The sequence below is a fragment of the Altererythrobacter chaiwopuensis genome (assembly GCF_054957755.1).
Window position 1 is genome coordinate 140,364 of sequence record NZ_JBTXJG010000001.1, and the last position, 17,213, is coordinate 157,576.

At 62.8% G+C, this 17,213-nt stretch carries 16 protein-coding genes; 7 read left to right on the plus strand and 9 right to left on the minus strand.

The genetic code is table 11. The features are described 5' to 3' along the window. Window positions 1-8 precede the first annotated feature (8 nt). Together ACX2DJ_RS00770 and ACX2DJ_RS00775 are read right to left on the minus strand one after the other, a co-directional pair. Window positions 9-677 (minus strand): glycoside hydrolase family 25 protein, encoded by a 669-nt coding sequence (locus ACX2DJ_RS00770; RefSeq protein ID WP_462570428.1) that lies wholly within the window; start codon window positions 675-677, stop codon window positions 9-11. Between the two features lie 44 nt (window positions 678-721). Then, window positions 722-1,207 (minus strand): UPF0262 family protein, encoded by a 486-nt coding sequence (locus ACX2DJ_RS00775; protein ID WP_462570429.1) that lies wholly within the window; start codon window positions 1,205-1,207, stop codon window positions 722-724. Window positions 1,208-1,345: 138 nt separating this feature from the next. On the opposite strand from ACX2DJ_RS00775, the gene ACX2DJ_RS00780 reads away from it, so the two are divergent. After that, complete coding sequence (locus ACX2DJ_RS00780) at window positions 1,346-2,860, plus strand: replicative DNA helicase (protein WP_462570430.1); 1,515 nt, start codon at window positions 1,346-1,348, stop codon at window positions 2,858-2,860. A 21-nt stretch (window positions 2,861-2,881) separates the two neighbouring features. Here the strand turns inward: ACX2DJ_RS00780 and ACX2DJ_RS00785 are convergent, their stop codons facing one another. After that, window positions 2,882-4,075: a phospholipase D-like domain-containing protein gene (locus ACX2DJ_RS00785; RefSeq protein ID WP_462570431.1), complete on the minus strand. Its 1,194-nt coding sequence runs from the start codon at window positions 4,073-4,075 to the stop codon at window positions 2,882-2,884. Window positions 4,076-4,183: 108 nt separating this feature from the next. Here ACX2DJ_RS00785 and rpoZ point away from each other — a divergent pair, with 108 nt between their 5' ends. Both rpoZ and ACX2DJ_RS00795 read left to right on the plus strand, forming a co-directional pair. Next, window positions 4,184-4,528 (plus strand): DNA-directed RNA polymerase subunit omega, encoded by a 345-nt coding sequence (gene rpoZ / locus ACX2DJ_RS00790; RefSeq protein ID WP_462570432.1) that lies wholly within the window; start codon window positions 4,184-4,186, stop codon window positions 4,526-4,528. A gap of 104 nt (window positions 4,529-4,632) precedes the next feature. After that, window positions 4,633-5,832, plus strand: coding sequence for a DUF3667 domain-containing protein (locus ACX2DJ_RS00795; protein ID WP_462570433.1), 1,200 nt, complete (start codon window positions 4,633-4,635; stop codon window positions 5,830-5,832). 67 nt (window positions 5,833-5,899) lie between these two features. On the opposite strand, the gene ftsH is transcribed toward ACX2DJ_RS00795, so the two are convergent. Then, the gene (ftsH, locus tag ACX2DJ_RS00800) at window positions 5,900-7,873 is read right to left on the minus strand and encodes an ATP-dependent zinc metalloprotease FtsH (protein ID WP_462570434.1); all 1,974 of its coding nucleotides are present in this window, start codon (window positions 7,871-7,873) and stop codon (window positions 5,900-5,902) included. An 84-nt stretch (window positions 7,874-7,957) separates the two neighbouring features. Beyond that, the gene (locus tag ACX2DJ_RS00805) at window positions 7,958-8,629 is read right to left on the minus strand and encodes a TetR/AcrR family transcriptional regulator (RefSeq protein WP_462570435.1); all 672 of its coding nucleotides are present in this window, start codon (window positions 8,627-8,629) and stop codon (window positions 7,958-7,960) included. A 111-nt stretch (window positions 8,630-8,740) separates the two neighbouring features. Between ACX2DJ_RS00805 and ACX2DJ_RS00810 the strand changes: the two genes are divergently transcribed. Genes ACX2DJ_RS00810 through ACX2DJ_RS00825 form a run of 4 tightly spaced genes read left to right on the plus strand, consistent with a single transcriptional unit; the run spans window position 8,741 to window position 13,002 of the window. Next, the gene (locus ACX2DJ_RS00810) at window positions 8,741-9,853 is read left to right on the plus strand and encodes an ABC transporter permease (RefSeq protein WP_462570436.1); all 1,113 of its coding nucleotides are present in this window, start codon (window positions 8,741-8,743) and stop codon (window positions 9,851-9,853) included. Next, the gene (locus ACX2DJ_RS00815) at window positions 9,850-10,587 is read left to right on the plus strand and encodes an ABC transporter ATP-binding protein (protein ID WP_462570437.1); all 738 of its coding nucleotides are present in this window, start codon (window positions 9,850-9,852) and stop codon (window positions 10,585-10,587) included. Before ACX2DJ_RS00810 ends, ACX2DJ_RS00815 begins: the two co-directional genes overlap by 4 nt. 1 nt (window position 10,588) lies before the next feature. Then, window positions 10,589-11,575 carry an HlyD family secretion protein gene (locus ACX2DJ_RS00820; protein ID WP_462570438.1) on the plus strand — a complete coding sequence of 329 codons (987 nt, stop codon included), beginning with the start codon at window positions 10,589-10,591 and terminating at the stop codon, window positions 11,573-11,575. Further along, window positions 11,572-13,002: an efflux transporter outer membrane subunit gene (locus tag ACX2DJ_RS00825; protein ID WP_462570439.1), complete on the plus strand. Its 1,431-nt coding sequence runs from the start codon at window positions 11,572-11,574 to the stop codon at window positions 13,000-13,002. Before ACX2DJ_RS00820 ends, ACX2DJ_RS00825 begins: the two co-directional genes overlap by 4 nt. Here ACX2DJ_RS00825 and ACX2DJ_RS00830 read toward each other — a convergent pair. The 4 genes from ACX2DJ_RS00830 to ACX2DJ_RS00845 all read right to left on the minus strand — a co-directional run bounded on the left by ACX2DJ_RS00830 (window position 12,972) and on the right by ACX2DJ_RS00845 (window position 17,210). Further along, complete coding sequence (locus tag ACX2DJ_RS00830; RefSeq protein ID WP_462570440.1) at window positions 12,972-13,943, minus strand: HupE/UreJ family protein; 972 nt, start codon at window positions 13,941-13,943, stop codon at window positions 12,972-12,974. The genes ACX2DJ_RS00825 and ACX2DJ_RS00830 overlap by 31 nt on opposite strands. Beyond that, complete coding sequence (locus ACX2DJ_RS00835; RefSeq protein ID WP_462570441.1) at window positions 13,940-14,749, minus strand: peptidylprolyl isomerase; 810 nt, start codon at window positions 14,747-14,749, stop codon at window positions 13,940-13,942. The genes ACX2DJ_RS00830 and ACX2DJ_RS00835 overlap by 4 nt, the downstream gene beginning before the upstream one ends. A 10-nt stretch (window positions 14,750-14,759) precedes the next feature. Continuing rightward, window positions 14,760-16,622: a DUF3604 domain-containing protein gene (locus ACX2DJ_RS00840; protein WP_462570442.1), complete on the minus strand. Its 1,863-nt coding sequence runs from the start codon at window positions 16,620-16,622 to the stop codon at window positions 14,760-14,762. A gap of 135 nt (window positions 16,623-16,757) precedes the next feature. Further along, window positions 16,758-17,210 carry a MaoC family dehydratase gene (locus ACX2DJ_RS00845; RefSeq protein ID WP_462570443.1) on the minus strand — a complete coding sequence of 151 codons (453 nt, stop codon included), beginning with the start codon at window positions 17,208-17,210 and terminating at the stop codon, window positions 16,758-16,760. Between the last annotated feature and the right edge of the window lie 3 nt (window positions 17,211-17,213).

Genomic DNA, 17,213 nt, shown 5'->3' on the forward strand with positions numbered 1-17,213 from the left:
TCTCCCCTTCACGGCTGCACCACCACCCATTCGATCGGCTCGGTCGCCGCTTCGGTATGCCGCGCGCGGTTGGCGGTCCATAGCAGCCACGGACGCCCGCCGTAACGCGGCACAAACCGGTCTCGCGCCAGCCACAGGTCACGCTCGATCCGTGCGGCGATGCCATAGCGTTCTTCGAACTCTTCCGACAGCTTGAGGACCACCGGTTTGCCCGTGTGCATCTCTACCTGGTTGATGAAGGTCAACAATTCGCTTTCGACCGCGGCATCGCTGACGCGCTCAGCGCAGGCATCCGCCGTGACCTCAAGCGCGATCGCGAGCGGCAGCGATGCCTGATCGCGCGGCACCAGGGTGACGAAATTGGCCGATTGCGCATCGGCACCGCTGCAGGGGTCGAATTGATGGACTGCCCCCACCATCAGCCCGGCCCGGCGCGCAGCGGCAAGATTGCGGCCGAAGCGAGCATCCTGTCCCTGCGCACCCGCGCTGGCATAGAGATAGGCAAAGCTTCCGCCCAGCGCGCGGACAGTTTCGAAACCGACCAGGCCGCTATGCTCGCCCACTGCCACGCCCTGCTCTGGAAAGGCATCCTCGTCGGGGGCGAATTGCTGGATATCCCACCAATACCATGCTGCGCCCAGCAGGGCGGCGAGCAGCACCAGCGCCAGCAATCGCAAGCGCCATGGGCGGCGCACCCGCTTTCGTTTGGCGACCACCCCCGTCAGCCCTTGATATGAAGCACGCAGATCAGCGTGAACAGCCGGCGCGCGGTGGGAAAATCGGTTTCGACCTTGCCGTCAAGCCGTTCGAGCAGCAGTTCTGCCGCATGATCATGGATGCCGCGGCGGGCCATGTCGATCGTCTCGATCTCGGACGGTGTGGCCTTGCGGATGGCCTGGTAATAGCTGTCGCAGATGGCAAAATATTCGCGAATCGGGCGGCGAAAGCGCGCCAGCCCGATAATCAGCGTTTCAAGCAACAGCTCATCATTGTCGCGAATTTCCATCGCCAGCCGCCCGTCCTGCACCGCAAGATGCAAGCGATAAGGGCCTTTTGCACCGCGCTCTGCGCTGCGCAGCGGCTTGAAACTGTTTTCTTCGATAAGGTCGAAAATCGCGACGCGTCGCTCCTGCTCGACATCGGCATTGCGCCAGATGATCGTCTCCTCGTCGAGCGAGATGTGGGCAATGCGAAATTCTTCGGCCATGGTCATGGTGCCTTTCGCAGATGCAGCAGGGCCGTTTCAAGCATTTCCATGCGCCATCCCCGCTATCCACAGCCAAGTGCGCCAAATTTGCCAGCATTGGCCCTTGGCTTCAGCCTGTCCGGCGCGCAATAGAGGCGCATGTCCGAAACCAATGTGATTGCCCGGCCCCAGGCGGAAGCCGAAGCTGCAAAGGCCGCAAGGCTACCGTCCAATGTCGAAGCCGAGGCCGCCTTCCTTGGCGCGGTCCTGATCGACAATCGCGTGATCGAGGAATTGCGCACGCCGCTGCGCGCGGAACATTTTTTCGAGCCGCTCCACCAGCGCATCTATGAGCGCATTCTCAAGCTTTTGGAACGCAACGCCACCGCCAGCCCGGTTACGCTGAAGCCCTATTTCGAAAGCGATCAGGCGCTGGGCGAGCTGGGCGGCACCAGCTATCTGGCGCAGTTGACGCAGGACGGCACCGGGCTGCTCGCAGCGGGTGAACTGGCGCAGCAGATCTATGACCTGGCGCTGCTGCGCGAACTGATCAGCGTAGGGCGGCAGCTGGTCCAAGGCGCGCTTGATACCAGCGATGAAGTCTCGCCGATGGACCGCATCGCCGAGGCCGAGGCGCAGCTTTACCAGGTGGCCGATGGCGCCACCACCGGCAGCGAGGCGGAAAGCTTCCGCAGCGCGGCGATGACCGCGATCAAGATGGCCGAAGCGGCGATGAATTCGGGCGGCGGCCTGTCAGGCAAGACCACCGGGCTTGACGTGATCGACCGCAAGACTTCGGGGTTGCATAATTCGGACCTTGTGATCCTGGCCGGGCGGCCGGGCATGGGCAAGACTTCGCTGGCCACCAATATCGCCTTCAATTGCGCCGAAGAGCATCTCAAATGGCAACGCGACGGGGGCGAGTTCAACTATGGCGCGCCGGTGGCTTTCTTCAGCCTGGAAATGAGCGCAGACCAGCTCGCCACGCGTATCCTGGCCGAACAGGCAGAGATCAGTTCAGAGGCGCTGCGCAGCGGCAAGCTGACCCGTGACGAGTTTCAGAAACTGTCCTTCGCCAGCCAGCAACTGGCGGAGCTTCCGCTTTATATCGACGATACGCCCGCGCTGACCATCGCGGCGCTGCGCACCCGCGCGCGGCGGCTCAAACGGCGCCACGATGTTGGGTTGATCGTGGTCGATTATCTCCAGCTGCTGCAGGGCTCGGGCCGTGCCAATGACAACCGCGTCAACGAGATTTCGGAGATCAGCCGGGGCCTCAAGACGCTGGCCAAGGAACTCAGCGTGCCGGTGATCGCGCTGTCGCAGCTCAGCCGTGCGGTCGAACAGCGCGAAGACAAGCGCCCGCAACTCTCGGACCTGCGCGAATCAGGCTCGATCGAACAGGATGCCGACATGGTGTGGTTCATCTTTCGCGCGGATTATTATCACGAGGCGAGCCGCCCCGACATGCCGACCGAAAACAGCTCGATCGAAGCCACCGATAAATACCGGACTTGGGAAGAACGCTATCTCGAACTCAAGAACAAGGCGACGCTGATCGTGGCCAAGCAGCGTCACGGTTCGACCGGCAATGTCCCGCTGCATTTCCAGAGCGAGATCACCAAGTTCACCAGCCCCAACATGAAGGATTATTCGGACTATGGATTTGAATGATCGCGGGGCTCTGGCCAGCGCTCAAAGCCCGAGGTTGAGCCGCCGCGCCACGGTATAATCGAGCACCGAGACCATGAACCACGCCATCCGCCAGCGGATCCGGCTGAGCACGGTCGATTTGCTGCGATACCATTCGCGCGTGACCGGCATGCTCGATGCATCGAGGTGATCGATCATTTCCCGCATCCGGTCGGCCAGTTCGGCATCTTCGACCCGCACCATCAGCTCCAGATTCAGCCGGATCGAACGCATGTCCATATTGGCGCTGCCGAAATAGGTCACATCATCAATTACCAGCAGCTTGAGGTGCAGCTTGCAGGGCTCGAACTCGGCGATGCGCACGCCTGCCCGCAACAGCCCGCCATAAAGCGCGCGCGAGGCGCCGATGGTGGTCGTATTATCGGATTTTCCCGCCATCACCAGCCGGGCCGAGCCACGCCGGGCAAGTTTGCGTATCAGGCGCCGCATGCTTCGCGGCGGGCTGAAATAGGCCATTGCCAGGTCCAGCCTGTTGCCGCGGGAAATGTCGCGCTTGACCGTGCGCGCCCACGCACTGGTGATGCGCGACGGTCCGCCGAGCAGCAATTGCACCGGCCCCTCGCCGCCGTTCCAGTCGCGAATCAGGCGGCGGATAGCGAAGAACTGCGAGCTTCCACCGGCCAGCCAGCCGCTGAGCTCGCCAAACCATTGCACGAAGCTGTCCACCACGGGGCCCTCGATGCACACGCCGAGATCGCACCAGCCGTTTTCCTGCGGGGTGGCGAAATAGTGATCCGAGACATTGAAGCCGCCGGTCATCACCCGTGCATCATCGGCGATGACGAATTTCTGGTGGTTGCGGATCAAATAGCGCACGTTCCAGCGCGGCGAGAACAGGCTGAAGCGGCCGCCCGCACGCACGATCGGCGCGAAAAAGCCTTCCGGCGCATCGCTGCCGAATGCGTCGATGACAAGATGCAGGTCCACCCCGCGCTGTGCCGCGCGGATGAGCGCGCCGCGCACCACGGTGCCGGAATGGTCGGGCTGGAACATGTAGAAAAAGATCTTGAGCGAGGTTTGGGCGCTATCGATCAGCTCGATCAACGCTGCCAGCCGGTCCAGTCCGCCCGGGAAGAATTGGAAGCGGTGCCCCGCGCTGGCGATCTCGAAGCTCTCGGCATCGTGGAAATCCACGCTCTCATCGAGCGAGTTCAAGGTGCCATCCGGCTCAGCCATGATAGCGCCTTACGCAAGCCCGGCAGGCAGCGCAAATTCTTGACTCGCACCGCTACTCCACCTATCTGGCGCGCTTTCCCGGCAAACCTATTTGCATGAGAGGCCTTCATGGCACGCGTTACCGTTGAAGATTGCGTCGACAAGGTTCCCAACCGTTTCGATCTCGTCCTGCTGGCAGCCCAGCGGGCACGCGAGATTTCGGGCGGTGCCGAAATGACGATTGACCGCGATCGGGACAAGAACCCGGTCGTCGCCCTGCGCGAGATCGCCGAACAGACGGTCAAGCCCAAGGAACTGTACGAAGCGGTGGTCACCAATTTGCAGAAGATCCTGCCCGATGATGAGGACGAGGCCGATGCCATCGGCTCGCTCAGCCAGTCGGCCGAAGCGCTGCGCATCACTGCGTCGGCGCCAACCCGTTCGACTTCGATCGGCGCCGATTTCGACGGCTGAAACGCCAGTTTGCGAACAACACAAGAGGCCGCCCCAACCGGGCGGCCTTTTTGTTTGTGCCAAGTTCGCTTATTGTCCCTGAAGCCACGCGACACGGGGGATTGATGGGCGAAATCGGCGAAGCATTGGGAACGGCGGCTGAGGGCGGCCTGTTTGCACGCGCATTCGGTGGAAAGTCCGGCGCATTGACAGACAAGGCCGCAAGCCCGCTTGAAAAGGGCCATTTCGCCGAGGGCGCCTGCCTCAATTGCGGCACTGAACTGGCTGGCGCGCACTGCCATTCCTGCGGCCAGAAGGCGCATCTCCATCGCACCATCGGAGCGTTCCTGCACGATCTGATTCATGGCGCGCTGCACCTCGACGGCAAGATATGGCGCACCCTGCCGATGCTGGTTGCCAGGCCCGGCAAGCTTACCCGGCGCTATATTGACGGTGAACGGGCGCGGTTTGTCAGCCCGATGGCGATATTCCTGTTCAGCGTGTTCCTTATGTTCGCGGTGTTCCAGGTGACGGGAACTTCGCTGACCAATGTCGGCGTCGAAAACCCGCAGCGTATCTGGGACGTGAACGCAGCGCGGGCAGATATCGTCTCCAATCTCACCGCGTCACAGGCAAGACGCGCCAGGCTGGCAAAGGATTTGGAGGTCATGGCCGCGCAAGGCGCAGAACCTGCTCGACTGGCCGAAATCCGCGCGCAGATCGAGGAAAGCGACCGCCTAATTGCCAGTAACATGGAAGGGCTGAAAGTGTTCGACGCCCTGAGCACCGGCGATTCAGAGCCAATTTCCGTCGCTGGAGCCGATACCAGCAGCAAAGCTGTGGCGGCCGAAGCTGAAGGTGCCATCGCTGACGCCGCCTCCACTGTAACTGGTATCGAATTTTTAGACCTGGGCATCATCAAGAAGTGGCAGGAGAATCCCAGCCTGATGCTCTACAAGCTGCAAGCCAATGCCTATAAGTTCAGCTGGCTTCTTGTGCCCCTTTCAGTCCCGTTTGTGTGGCTGTTGTTTTTCTGGAAGCGGCGCTTCAAGGCCTATGATCACGCGATATTCGTTACCTATTCGCTTGCCTTCGTGTCGCTGCTGTTCATCGCTTTATCGCTTCTGGCCATTGCAGGAATCGGCGGTGGATGGGTTTTTGCGGCTCTCGCCATCATTCCGCCGATCCACATGTACAAGCACCTCAAGTATACATACGGACTGAGCCGCTTTTCCACGCTATGGCGGCTATACATACTGCTGGTATTCGAATTAGTTACCCTGGTGCTGTTTCTTCAGCTGCTGCTCGTGCTGGGCGCCTTCTGACCAGGAAAAAGGCGCCCGGATTGACCCCAGGCGCCTTCTGTAATCTTGCGAAACGGACTTGCGGCGCTCAGGCCCCCTGCGGGGCAGTGCCACCTTCTCCGCCGAACTTCTTGCCCGCCTTGGGTACGGCAGGGCCGGATACCGGCTGAACTGCCCCAGCATCGCTGGGCCGGTCGGGCCGGTCGATCTTGCCATCCTTCATCAACTGGTCGATTTCATCGCCAGTGAGCGTTTCGTATTCGAGCATCGCCTGCGCCAGCAGATGCAGCTTGTCTTCCTGCGCGGTGAGAATCTCGTTGGCGCGTTTGAGCCCGCCTTCGACCAGCGCCCTGATCTCGGCATCGATCAGCTTGTTGGTGTCTGCACCTGCCATGGTCCGCGCGGTTTGGCCCATGCCAAGATAACCTTCCTGGCTGGCCTCGTACTGCAAGGGCCCGAGCTTGTCGGACATGCCCCATTTGGTGACCATGTTGCGGGCAAGATCGGTCGCATACTGGATATCGCTCGACGCACCGCTCGATACCTTGTCATGGCCGAAGATGATTTCCTCGGCCACGCGCCCGCCCATGCTGACGGCCAGATTGGCGAGCATCTTGTCGCGGTGATAGGAATAATTGTCGCGTTCGGGCAGGCGCATCACCATGCCCAGCGCGCGGCCGCGCGGAATGATGGTGGCCTTGTGGATCGGATCCGATGCCGGCTCGTTGAGGCTGACCAGCGCGTGGCCGGCCTCGTGATAGGCGGTCATCTTCTTTTCATCATCGGTCATGACCATAGAGCGGCGCTCGCTGCCCATCATGACCTTGTCCTTGGCGTCTTCGAACTCACGCATCGCGACCAGGCGCTTGTTGCGACGGGCTGCAAGCAGCGCCGCCTCGTTGACCAGGTTGGCGAGATCCGCACCAGAGAAGCCCGGCGTGCCGCGCGCAATGGTGCGCGGGTTCACATCAGGCGCCAGCGGCACTTTCTTCATGTGCACGCCAAGGATCTTCTCGCGCCCGTCGATATCGGGGATCGGCACCACCACCTGGCGGTCGAACCGGCCGGGGCGCAGCAATGCCGGATCAAGCACATCGGGCCGGTTGGTGGCGGCGATGATGATGATGCCTTCATTGGCTTCGAAACCGTCCATTTCGACCAGCAGCTGGTTCAATGTCTGTTCGCGCTCGTCGTTCGAATTGCCCAGACCGTGGCCGCGATGGCGGCCAACCGCGTCGATTTCGTCGATGAAGACGATGCAGGGCGCGTTCTTTTTCGCCTGTTCGAACATGTCGCGCACGCGGCTGGCGCCGACGCCCACGAACATTTCGACAAAGTCGGAACCTGAGATGGTGAAGAAAGGCACGCCCGCCTCGCCGGCGATGGCGCGCGCGAGCAAGGTCTTGCCGGTGCCGGGCGAGCCGACCAGCAGCGCGCCCTTGGGAATCTGGCCGCCCAGCTTGGAGAATCGCTGCGGGTCGCGCAGGAATTCGACGATTTCCTCCAGCTCCTCGCGCGCCTCGTCAATGCCCGCCACATCTGCGAAGGTTACCCGGCCCTGGCGCTCTGTCAGCAGCTTGGCCTTGGATTTGCCAAAGCCCATGGCGCCGCCACCGCCGCCCTTTTGCACCTGGCGCAGCGCGAAGAAGGCAATGCCCAGAATCAGGATGAAGGGCAGCGACTGGATCAGGATGTAAAGCAGAAGGTTGGGCTCTTCCGCAGCCTGCCCCGAATAATCAACACCGTTTTCATCGAGCAATTGCGGCAAGCCGGGATCATTCCCGATCGGAACGGTCGAAAACGGGGTGTCGTTCTTCATTGTGCCGGTGATCTTGTCCGGCGCGATCTGGACTTCCTTGACCGTGCCTTCAGCCACCGCATTGCGGAAATCGGAATAACGGATCTGCGTTCCCGCAGTCTGTGAAGGATTGCCGAACATCGACACCGCAAGCAGCAGTGCCATGAACACGCCGCCCCAGATCATCAGGGTCCTGATCATCGGGTTGGGCCCTTCGGGGCCGCCTCCGCCATTGGGATCACGCGGATCGCGTTCGTCGTTCATCTTCAGAGTATCCTTTCGTCCCCGCCAATGTAGGCAGCGCAAGGTGAATGGCAAGATAACGCGCGAATGCGGCGGTGCGATCCCTCAATCGGTACATTTGCGCGAATAGGCGCGCAGGAACACCTCGACCGCCCCGGTGATACGCCGCGTATGCTCTGCCTCGACGGGGGTGAAGCCGAAACGGCGCTCGAGATCACCGATGCCTTTGCACATCGACACGAACTGTTCCGCGGCCAGCCCCGGATGGGGAATTTCCAGTTCCCCCTGCTCCTGCGCATGGCTCAGGAATGCAGCGAGAGCAGCCTTCATCCGCCACGGTCCCGCCTCCAGAAAGGCGCGCCCGATATCCGGATCATGTTCGGTTTCGGCAGCGATCCGCCGCTCGAACTGCACCATTTCAGGGCGCGACAGAAAAGCGAACATTGCCTCTCCAATGGCTGTGAGCCGCGCGCGGATCGACTGGCCTGCCTCCGGCGCGATTGCGAAATGGCCCCGCACCCGTTCGCATTGATGCTCGACCGCTGCCGCGAACAGCGCGCGCTTGTCACCGAAATGGTTGTAAATGGTAACCTTCGATACACCGGCATCCGCCGCAATCTGCTCGATCGAGGAAGCCGCGTATCCGACATCGAAGAACGAGGCGGTCGCGGCCTTGATGATGGCATCGTGCTTGGCCGCATCAACCGGGCGTCCGCGCGCTTTTTGTGCGCCAAGTGCAGTATCGTGGGAACCTGCTTGCTTCGCGCCAGTTGACAAGCTGAACACCTCCGTTCAATTAAACGATAGCGTTCAATAATGATCGAAACGGGCTGATTCGGCAAGCCCGGCCAAATTGCAGGGTTTCCGATGCTGTGGATCGCCATTCGAATGCTGACGGGAGACAAGACCAAGTTCTACGGGCTTGTGTTCGGCATTGCTTTCTCGACCCTGTTGATCACCCAGCAATTGACGATCTTCGTCAATCTGATCGAGCGCGGCGCCAGCGGCGTTTACAACAATTCCAATGGCGACGTTTATGTCATGGACCCGGTCAGCCGCACTACCGATGTCACCTTTCCCTTGCCCGCGACCGCGCTGGACCAGGTCCGTTCGGTTGCGGGGGTCGAATGGGCCGTGCCGCAGCTGCGCGCCAATGCGGCGGTGCGCACCAGCGAGGGCGATCTTGAGCAGGTGGCGATCATCGGGGTCGACGATGCGACGCTGATCGGGCTGCCCAAGCGCTTGCTCATTGGCAGCAAGGACGACCTTTCGATCCCCGACACAGTGATTATCGACGATGTCGGGGCGAGCCGGATGTTCCCCGCGACCGACGCGGTGGGCCAGCGGCTCGAACTCAATGACCAACGCGCAATCATCCGCGGCATGGCCGATGCCATCCCCAGCTTCACCAGCACTGCCGTGCTCTACACCACCTATTCACAGGCGCTCCGTTACGTCCCCGGCACGCGCAACCGGATGAGCCTGGTGATCGCGGGGAGCACGCCGGATGTATCCTCGCGCCAGCTAGCCCGGCGGATCGAACGGCAGACCGGCCTCAAGGCGCGCACGCACGAGGAATTTGCCCGGGACGGGATCGATTTCATCATCGAGAATACCGGCATCCCGTTCAATTTCGGGATCACCGTTGCTTTGGGCTTTATCGTCGGCGTAGCGATTGTCGGGCTCACCTTCAGCCTGTTTATCCGCGACAACATCCGCCAATTCGGCGCGCTCAAGGCAATCGGCGTTACCAACGCCAAGATCAGCCGCATGGTCGCGGTGCAAGCCGGGATGGTGGGCGCAATCGGCTATGCCCTGGGCGTGATCGGCACTGCGGTGTTCATCTGGGGCTTCGCAAGCAATCCGACCTTCAAGGGTTTCTATGTGCCCTGGCAGATCCCGCTCATTAGCCTGGTGGCGGTGGTCCTGATCCTTGCGCTGACAGGCTGGCTAAGCCTGCGCAGCGTCCTCAAGACTGAACCGGCGGCGGTGTTCAGATGATGCTCGACACCAGCCAGATCGGGGGCTGCGACCCCAATGCGGCGATCTGCGCGCGGCGAATATCGCGTGATTTCCTGTCGGGACAGCAAACGATCCGCGTGCTCCACGGGATCGATGTCGATATCCATCCGGGCGCGCTCACCTATCTCGTCGGCGAGAGCGGATCGGGCAAAACCACACTGATCTCGATCATGTGCGGAATCCTGTGGCCGACCGAGGGTGACGTGCGCATATTCGGAACCGATATTTACGCGCTGGGCGATACCGAACTGGTCAATTTCCGGCTCCAGAACATCGGTTTTATCTTCCAGCAGTACAATTTGATCCCGTCGATCGACGCCGCTTCCAACGCTGCGGTGCCGCTGATCGCGCGCGGCATGAACCGGCACGAGGCGCGCGAGAGGGCGGTCGCGATGCTCTCCAGGCTCAATATTGCCGATCAGGCTGACAAGCTGCCCAGCCAGCTATCGGGCGGGCAGCAGCAACGCGTCGCGATTGCACGCGCGCTGGTGCATGAACCGCGCCTGGTCGTGTGCGACGAACCCACCGCCGCGCTTGATGCGCGCTCCGGCCGGCGCGTGATGGACCTGCTGCGCGAGGTGGCGGTGGCCGAAGACCGCGCCTGCATCATCGTTACCCACGACAACCGTATCTTCGATCTCGCCGACCGCATCCTCGTGCTCGAGGATGGCCGGATTACGCATGATGGCACCGACATGCCAGAGGACCATTGAGATGGCATTCCTTCCCCAGGACTTAAGCTTTTCCCGCAAGTTATTGCCCGCCTTGGCGGCGCTCGGACTGATCGGCGCAGTGCTGTTCATCTGGCTCGGCACGCCTGACCGATCGCTCAGCGAACCTGACGAGACACCGCTCACCGCTGGTGAGGAATTCGCCAACGTAGCGCGGGTGTCAGGCGCGGGCATTGTCGAGCCATCGAGCGAGATCATCGACATCGGAACGGCGCTGGCCGGTCTGGTGACCGAGCTGTATGTCCAACCGGGCGAGTTCGTCGAGAAGGGTGCGCCGCTGTTCGTCGTCGATGACCGCGCTGCCCGGGCCAGGCTGCAGGAGGCCAATGCCGCGACCGGCGAGGCGCGGGCGGCGATCGAAGAGGCATCGACCGCCAGCAGCACTGCCCGCCAGCAGCTTGATCTCTACACCGCAATCGATGACCCGGCAGCCGTCAGCCGCAGCGAAGTGATCCGCGCCGAAGGTGAGGCCAAGGCCGCTTCCACCCGGCTCCAGCTGGCGCGCGCGCGCCTGGCCGCAGCGCAGGCTGCTGCGCAGAGCGCCCGCACCGAGCTTGAGCGCTTGACCGTACGCGCACCGATCGCGGGCGAAATCCTGGCGGTGAATATCCGGCCGGGCGAATTTGTTTCAACCACCGGCGGCAACAGCGAGCCCTTGATCCGCATGGGCGAGACCCGCCCGCTGCATATCCGCATCGATATTGACGAGGATGACGCGTCGCGCGTCGCGCTTGGCAAGCCGGCAATAGTCTCACCACGCGGTGCCGCCGAGCGCCGCGTCAAAGCCAGCTTCGTACGCGCCGAACCATTGGTCGTGCCCAAACGCTCGCTGACCAACTCGTCTGCCGAGCGGGTCGATGTGCGCGTGCTCCAGGTGATCTACGCCCTGCCCGAGGAAGCGCGTGGCACCTTCCTTGTCGGCCAGCAGGTTGACGCCTTCATCCCCGCGCGCGGAGGCGCGAACCAATGAAGCCGCCTCGTTCGCTTCTCGCGCTTGCGGTGCTGGCGCTAGGCGCCTGCGTAGCTGGTCCGCCGCCCGAAATCGCGACGCCGGCACCTGAGCTGCCTGCCGGGTTCCTCTATGCGCCCAATGTCGATGAAAGCGCCGCATTGGCGCAGCTCCTGCCAAGCGATGATCCAGCCTTTGCCGAGCTCGCCCGCCGCGCGCTGGCCGACTCGCCCAGCCTGGCCGAAGCACTTGCCCGGGTCGATGCCGCAAGGGCTGCCGCCAAGGGTGCGGGCGCCGCGCGGCTTCCGGCAATCGGCGCCAATGCGTCGGTGGAAACGCGCCGCAGCAATCCCGCCCAGTTTGGCGGCGATGTGTCCTCGGCGCTTCGGTTCGATACCGAACAGACTGCCTATGCGGCGAATCTCACGGCCAGTTGGGAAGTGGACCTGTTCGGGCGCCTCAAGGCCTCCGAACGCGCCGCTCTTGCCCGGCTTGACGCGGCAGATGCCTCAGCCGAAGCGGTGCGCATTGCCTTGCTGGCGGAAATTGCCGGTGCCTTGATTGATTGGCGCAGCAATGCGGGCCGCGAGGCCGCGCTGGCACAGGACCTTGAGGCCGCCGGGCGGCTCGCCAATCTCGCCGGCAAGCGCGAGGAGGCCGGGCTTGCTCCCGGTTTCGATCGCGTGCGCGCCGCGGCAGCTGCCAGCCAGTCGCGCTCGCGCCTCGTCGCACTTGAAAGTGAGCGCGCGCAGATCATCGGGCGACTGGTCGCGTTGACCGCGCAGGATGCCGCGACCCTGGACAGCCTGCTTTCCGCAGATGCTGGCCCCGCCGGTCTTCCCCCCGCCCCGCAGGCGCTCCCTTCGCTGCTGCTCACCGCGCGGCCCGATGTCCGCGCCGCTGCCGCCGAGCTTGCCGCGAGCGATGCCGAGCTCGCCGCCGCCGCGCGCCAGCGGTTTCCGCGGTTGACCTTGTCAGGGACGCTTGGCTTGCTCGCGTTCGACCTCGGCAAGCTGTTCGATGACCAGTCGCAAATCTATTCCGCCAGCGGCGGAATCCTCGCTCCGCTGCTCGATTTTGGCCGTATCCAGGCGCAGATCGATGGCGCTGCGGCAGGCAAGCGCGCTGCCTTCGCCGCCTATCGCGGAGCTGTTTTCCAGGCTTTGGGCGAAGCTGAAAGCGCCTATGGCGTGGTGGCGGGCGCCGATGCGCAGGCCGCCGCCGCCGCTCAGGAAAGCATGGCTCTCGAACGCGCTGCAGAGCTTGCCGAAGTGCGCTTCCGCGCCGGGCTGGCTGATTTCCTAACCGTGCTGGAGGCCCGCCGTGCCGCCGATGCCAGCGGCGAACGGGCAGCTGCCGCAGTAGGCCGGGCGAAGCGCGCGCGGGTGCTGTTGTGGCAGGCATTGGGCGGCGACGCTCAGCCGACCAGCCGGTCCACCACCCAATAGGCCGCGGTGATCCCGATCGCATAGGTCGCCGCCTTCACCGCCGGGGCCTCCGCCTTGGGTTCGAGCCGCCTGACAGCGGCGCGCAGCGCCAGTACCGCAGCGATGACCAGCAGCTGGCCTGCCTCGACGCCAAGATTGAATGCCAGCAATGCGGCTGGCACTTCGCCTTCAGGCAGGCCGATTTCGCGTAGCGCCCCGGCAAAGCCGAAACCGTGCAGCAGACCGAAACCGAAAGCGACCAGCCACGGCCAGCGCCGCGTCCAGGTTTCGTGATCGGTACGCGTCAGCTCGACCGCGAGAAACACGATCGAGAGCGCGATCAGCGCCTCGACCGGGCGCTGCGGCAGTCCGGCATAGCCCAGCGTCGCCGCCACCAGCGTGATCGAATGCGCCAGTGTGAATGCCGTCGCCGCCTTCACCACGGCCCAGCCGCCCTGCACCAGCAGCAGCAAGGCAATCACGAACAGCAAGTGATCCCAGCCCATCAGGATATGCTCGGTGCCGATCTTGAAATAGTCGGCGAAGACTTGCCAGGTGCTGGCGCGCGCCACGATTACCGCCTGCGGCTGGCTGGCGGTCAGGCGATGAGTCTGGACCGGGCGCCCCAACGGAGCCACCATCAGCAACGCATCCGCATTACCGGCCAGCCCGGCAAGCGTGATGGCGCCTCCCGAAACATCGCCATCGCACGTCACTGCCGCATGTCCGATCACCGCCATCGCGGCGGAGCGGGTGACAGGATCGCCCCGGAACCGGCAATTGCCCGGGATTTGCGGAACGGCCAGCACGCTCGCATCGGGCGATGTCAGCGGCTGTTTCCAGTCAAGCGTCCATTCGCCCGGCGCGCGTTCGGTGAAATCGATCGAGAAAGGCCGGATTTCGTCCGCGGCGGCTGGCCCAGCCATGAGCAGCATCACCAGCAATACTGCGAGCCATCTCACCGCTCAATCTTCACATTATAGGCGCCGCGCAACAACTCGTATGCGGCTTCCTTGCGCGCGGCGATGGTGGCGGTGCGCCAGTCATTTTCGACCTGTTCGCGGATGTGCTCGAATGGCGGCACCTTGCCCGGTTCACGCCGCTCAAGCCGCACCAGGTGCCAGCCAAGGCCGGATGGCACTGGCCCTTGCCAATCATTCGAAGGCTCAAGCCGGTCGAGCCCCACCAGGAACAATTCGCCGAAACTGGCAAGCACTTCGCGCCGCGATTTCGCATCGACGCTAGCCGGCAGGCTGATCTCGCCTCCCGACCGGCGCCAGTCCGAGCCGCTCCGCAGCCGGGCGAGCCCCGCTTGCGCTTCACCATCTGTCTCGAACCAGAGCTGGTCGAGCGTATAATGCACGTCATCGGCGAAACGCTGGCGGTTATCGCGATACCATTTGCGCATTTCTGCCTCGTCAGGGCGAGCCGTCTCGGCGCGGGCACTGGCGATCATGTCCATCTTCTGGGCCATGCGCCGGCGCACCACCGCATCGCCCTGGTCGAGCCCCAGCCTGAGCGCCTCGCGATAGAGTACCTCGTCGCGAATGTAGTTTTCGATCTGCTGGTCAAGCTCGGCATCTGTCGGCGCGCGGCCCATGGTCCGCTCAAACACAAGCGAAAGCTGTGCCAGTTGCTCGCGGTCGACATCAATCGTACGGCTCGCCGGATCGACCTCTTCACCGCGCAGCGAGAACAGGCCGAAGATCAATATTCCCGCAAGCAGGAAATGGACCAGCGGTTCGCGGGTCCAGCCAGGTAAATTCACTTGAACCCCGTCACTTGGCTGCTGGCTTGATCCAGATCGGCGAGGAATAGGCGCGTTCCTGCGTCACCGCATCGGCCATGGCATCTGCAGGCAGCTTGATGCCGATCCGCACAGCATCATAGAGCGTCCAGCGCGGAGTGGGGATTTCGATCACGCGCACGTAATAGAATGCCCGCTGGCCGGCGCGATAATCGGGATCGGTCCACACGCTGCGCAGCTCGGCGGCGCCAATGGTATTGGTATAGGTTGCTGCTGTGCGGTCCACCGTGTCGCCCACGGCGGGTATCTTGCCGCCAGCCGCGCGGCGCCGTTTCATGTCCGACCAGACCACGTCATAGACGCGTTCCTGCAAATTGCCCGATGCATCGACCCAGCCCTTGACCACTTGCACACGGTCGAGATTGGCGCCGTCCGGATCTTTCATCGCCGAAATCAGGAAGCTCGGCGCCTTGCCGCTATCGGTCAGTTCGCCGCCCATCGGCACGCCCCGGCTATACCCCGCGCGGACCCAGTCACCGCCCCAGTCCTTTTCGGTAAAGTCAAAGCCGCCGAAGATACGCACCATCATGCGCGGCCCGGTGGTGGCATAGACTTCGCGCCGCTTGAAGGCATCGAAGATTTCGGCGCGCGTGTTGCCGCGTGCCCATGCCGCGGCATAGCCACCGGCAAGATAGTGCCAGCCGAACCGCCCTTCGCGAGTGCCGAGGTTCTGCGTCTGGAGCGCGCGATCCTTGATCGCGGGCTCATTGCCGGTGTGTTTACCGAAGAAATTGTCTTCATCGGCGGTCGCCAGCGCCGTGTGGCTGTCGGTCGAGCCGACCAGGCCGAAGGCATAGGGATTTACCCCAAGCTGCTGTTCCAGCGACAGGCCACGCTTCAATGCCTCGCGAATATAGCTGCCACCGAACATGTCGGGCGTGGCCCGGCGGGTAAGCGGCAGATTGCCCAGTTCCCAGCCCTTCACGCCGAATCCGGCAAATTCGTCATTGGGCGACAGGAAAGGATGCGTTTCGCTGTCGCCCTTGATCTGGGTCACTTCGACCACCGGCTCATGCCTTGCCCTGCGTCGAGCATATTCGGCGGTCATCGGACTGCCATCAGCAAGAGTCAGTTCGAACATCAGGCCGTTGGAGACATTGGAATTATGCGGGATAGCCAGCACCTGGCCGCCGGTTTTCTTTGCATAGGCATCCATATAATCCCACAGCCCCTCCACCTTGGTTTCCAGCCCGGGATAGGGGATAGTCTGCTTGGTCTTGTCGCTGCCGTCGCGGAACATCACCACGCGGTGGAGATTGTTGCCGTCCGGCATCAGCGTGTATTCGAATCCCGCCAGCGCGGTGAACTTGCCCGGCTTGTTGTAGCGGTCGAGCGTGTCGAGATGGTTGGACCAGATATCCAGCGTATCCTGGTCCTGAGCCTCCTGGTCGGCGGTCAGGGCTGCAGGCAATTCGTCGTTTGCCGCCGCATTGATCAGTTCGGCTACGGCGCGCTGCGACTGCTGGGGGCTTTCGTGCATCATGTCATGCCAGCGCAGCAGCGTCTCGTCGCGGATCAGCATGCGCGGGGCGTCATAAAGCCGCTTGGTCGCGCCCAACCCGTCTGAATGGTCGGCAATGACGAGGAAATCGAGCGGCCGCGCCAACCTGGCCTTCACGCCAGTGGTCGAAGTCACTTCCTCACCCGAGGCAAAGCGCAGCGCCTCTTCCGGGCCAAGCCGCACGCCAAAGCCGAAAGCATCGATGGAATTGTCTGTGTGGAGGTGCGTGTCACCCCAATAGGGGCGATCGGGAAATTCGGCGAGTTCGATTGTACCCTCGCCATTGCCGCGCTGCTCCTCGCTGGCCGTGCTGCCGCACGATGCCAGGAACAAGGCTGCCCCCAAGACAACAAGACTTGCAGATATTTGGCGCATCGAACCCACTCCCCTCGGCTCACCGCACACAAACCTGCGCCCTGCCGCAGGGCTGCGTCAAGAGCGAACGATCGAACCGGCGATGCCGTAGCGTTACGCGGGCATTCTCTTGAGTAGCGCGCTGCGTTCGCAGCGGCAAACCACCTCGCCGCGCTGGTTGAGCGCCTCGTGCACGAAGGTGACGATTCCCGCATCAGGGCGCGATTTGCTGCCCCGCAGTTCCTTCACCTCGGTGGTTGCGCGCAGCGTATCGCCGATGAATACCGGCTTGGGCATCACAAGCTTGTCATAGCCAAGGTTGGCTACCAGCGTGCCAAGCGTGGTGTCACCTACCGAAAGGCCTACCATCAGCGCGAATGTGAAGGTGCCGTTGACCAGGATCTGGCCGAACTCGCTCGCCCTGGCCGCCTCGATATCAAGGTGAAGCGGCTGGGGGTTATGCGTCATGGTCGTGAACAGCAGATTATCGGTTTCTGTCACGGTGCGGTGGATCTCGTGCTCGATCCGCTCACCCACCTGCCACTCGTCGAAATACTTGCCAGCCATCGA

Coding starts and splice junctions, on each gene's coding strand:
- ACX2DJ_RS00845 (WP_462570443.1), bottom strand. CDS start 17,210: ATGGCTGGCAAGTATTTCGACGAGTGGCAGGTGGGTGAGCGGATCGAG.
- ACX2DJ_RS00820 (WP_462570438.1), top strand. CDS start 10,589: ATGGCATTCCTTCCCCAGGACTTAAGCTTTTCCCGCAAGTTATTGCCC.
- ftsH (WP_462570434.1), bottom strand. CDS start 7,873: ATGAACGACGAACGCGATCCGCGTGATCCCAATGGCGGAGGCGGCCCC.
- ACX2DJ_RS00825 (WP_462570439.1), top strand. CDS start 11,572: ATGAAGCCGCCTCGTTCGCTTCTCGCGCTTGCGGTGCTGGCGCTAGGC.
- ACX2DJ_RS00785 (WP_462570431.1), bottom strand. CDS start 4,075: ATGGCTGAGCCGGATGGCACCTTGAACTCGCTCGATGAGAGCGTGGAT.
- ACX2DJ_RS00780 (WP_462570430.1), top strand. CDS start 1,346: ATGTCCGAAACCAATGTGATTGCCCGGCCCCAGGCGGAAGCCGAAGCT.
- ACX2DJ_RS00815 (WP_462570437.1), top strand. CDS start 9,850: ATGATGCTCGACACCAGCCAGATCGGGGGCTGCGACCCCAATGCGGCG.
- ACX2DJ_RS00810 (WP_462570436.1), top strand. CDS start 8,741: ATGCTGACGGGAGACAAGACCAAGTTCTACGGGCTTGTGTTCGGCATT.
- ACX2DJ_RS00775 (WP_462570429.1), bottom strand. CDS start 1,207: ATGGCCGAAGAATTTCGCATTGCCCACATCTCGCTCGACGAGGAGACG.
- ACX2DJ_RS00795 (WP_462570433.1), top strand. CDS start 4,633: ATGGGCGAAATCGGCGAAGCATTGGGAACGGCGGCTGAGGGCGGCCTG.
- rpoZ (WP_462570432.1), top strand. CDS start 4,184: ATGGCACGCGTTACCGTTGAAGATTGCGTCGACAAGGTTCCCAACCGT.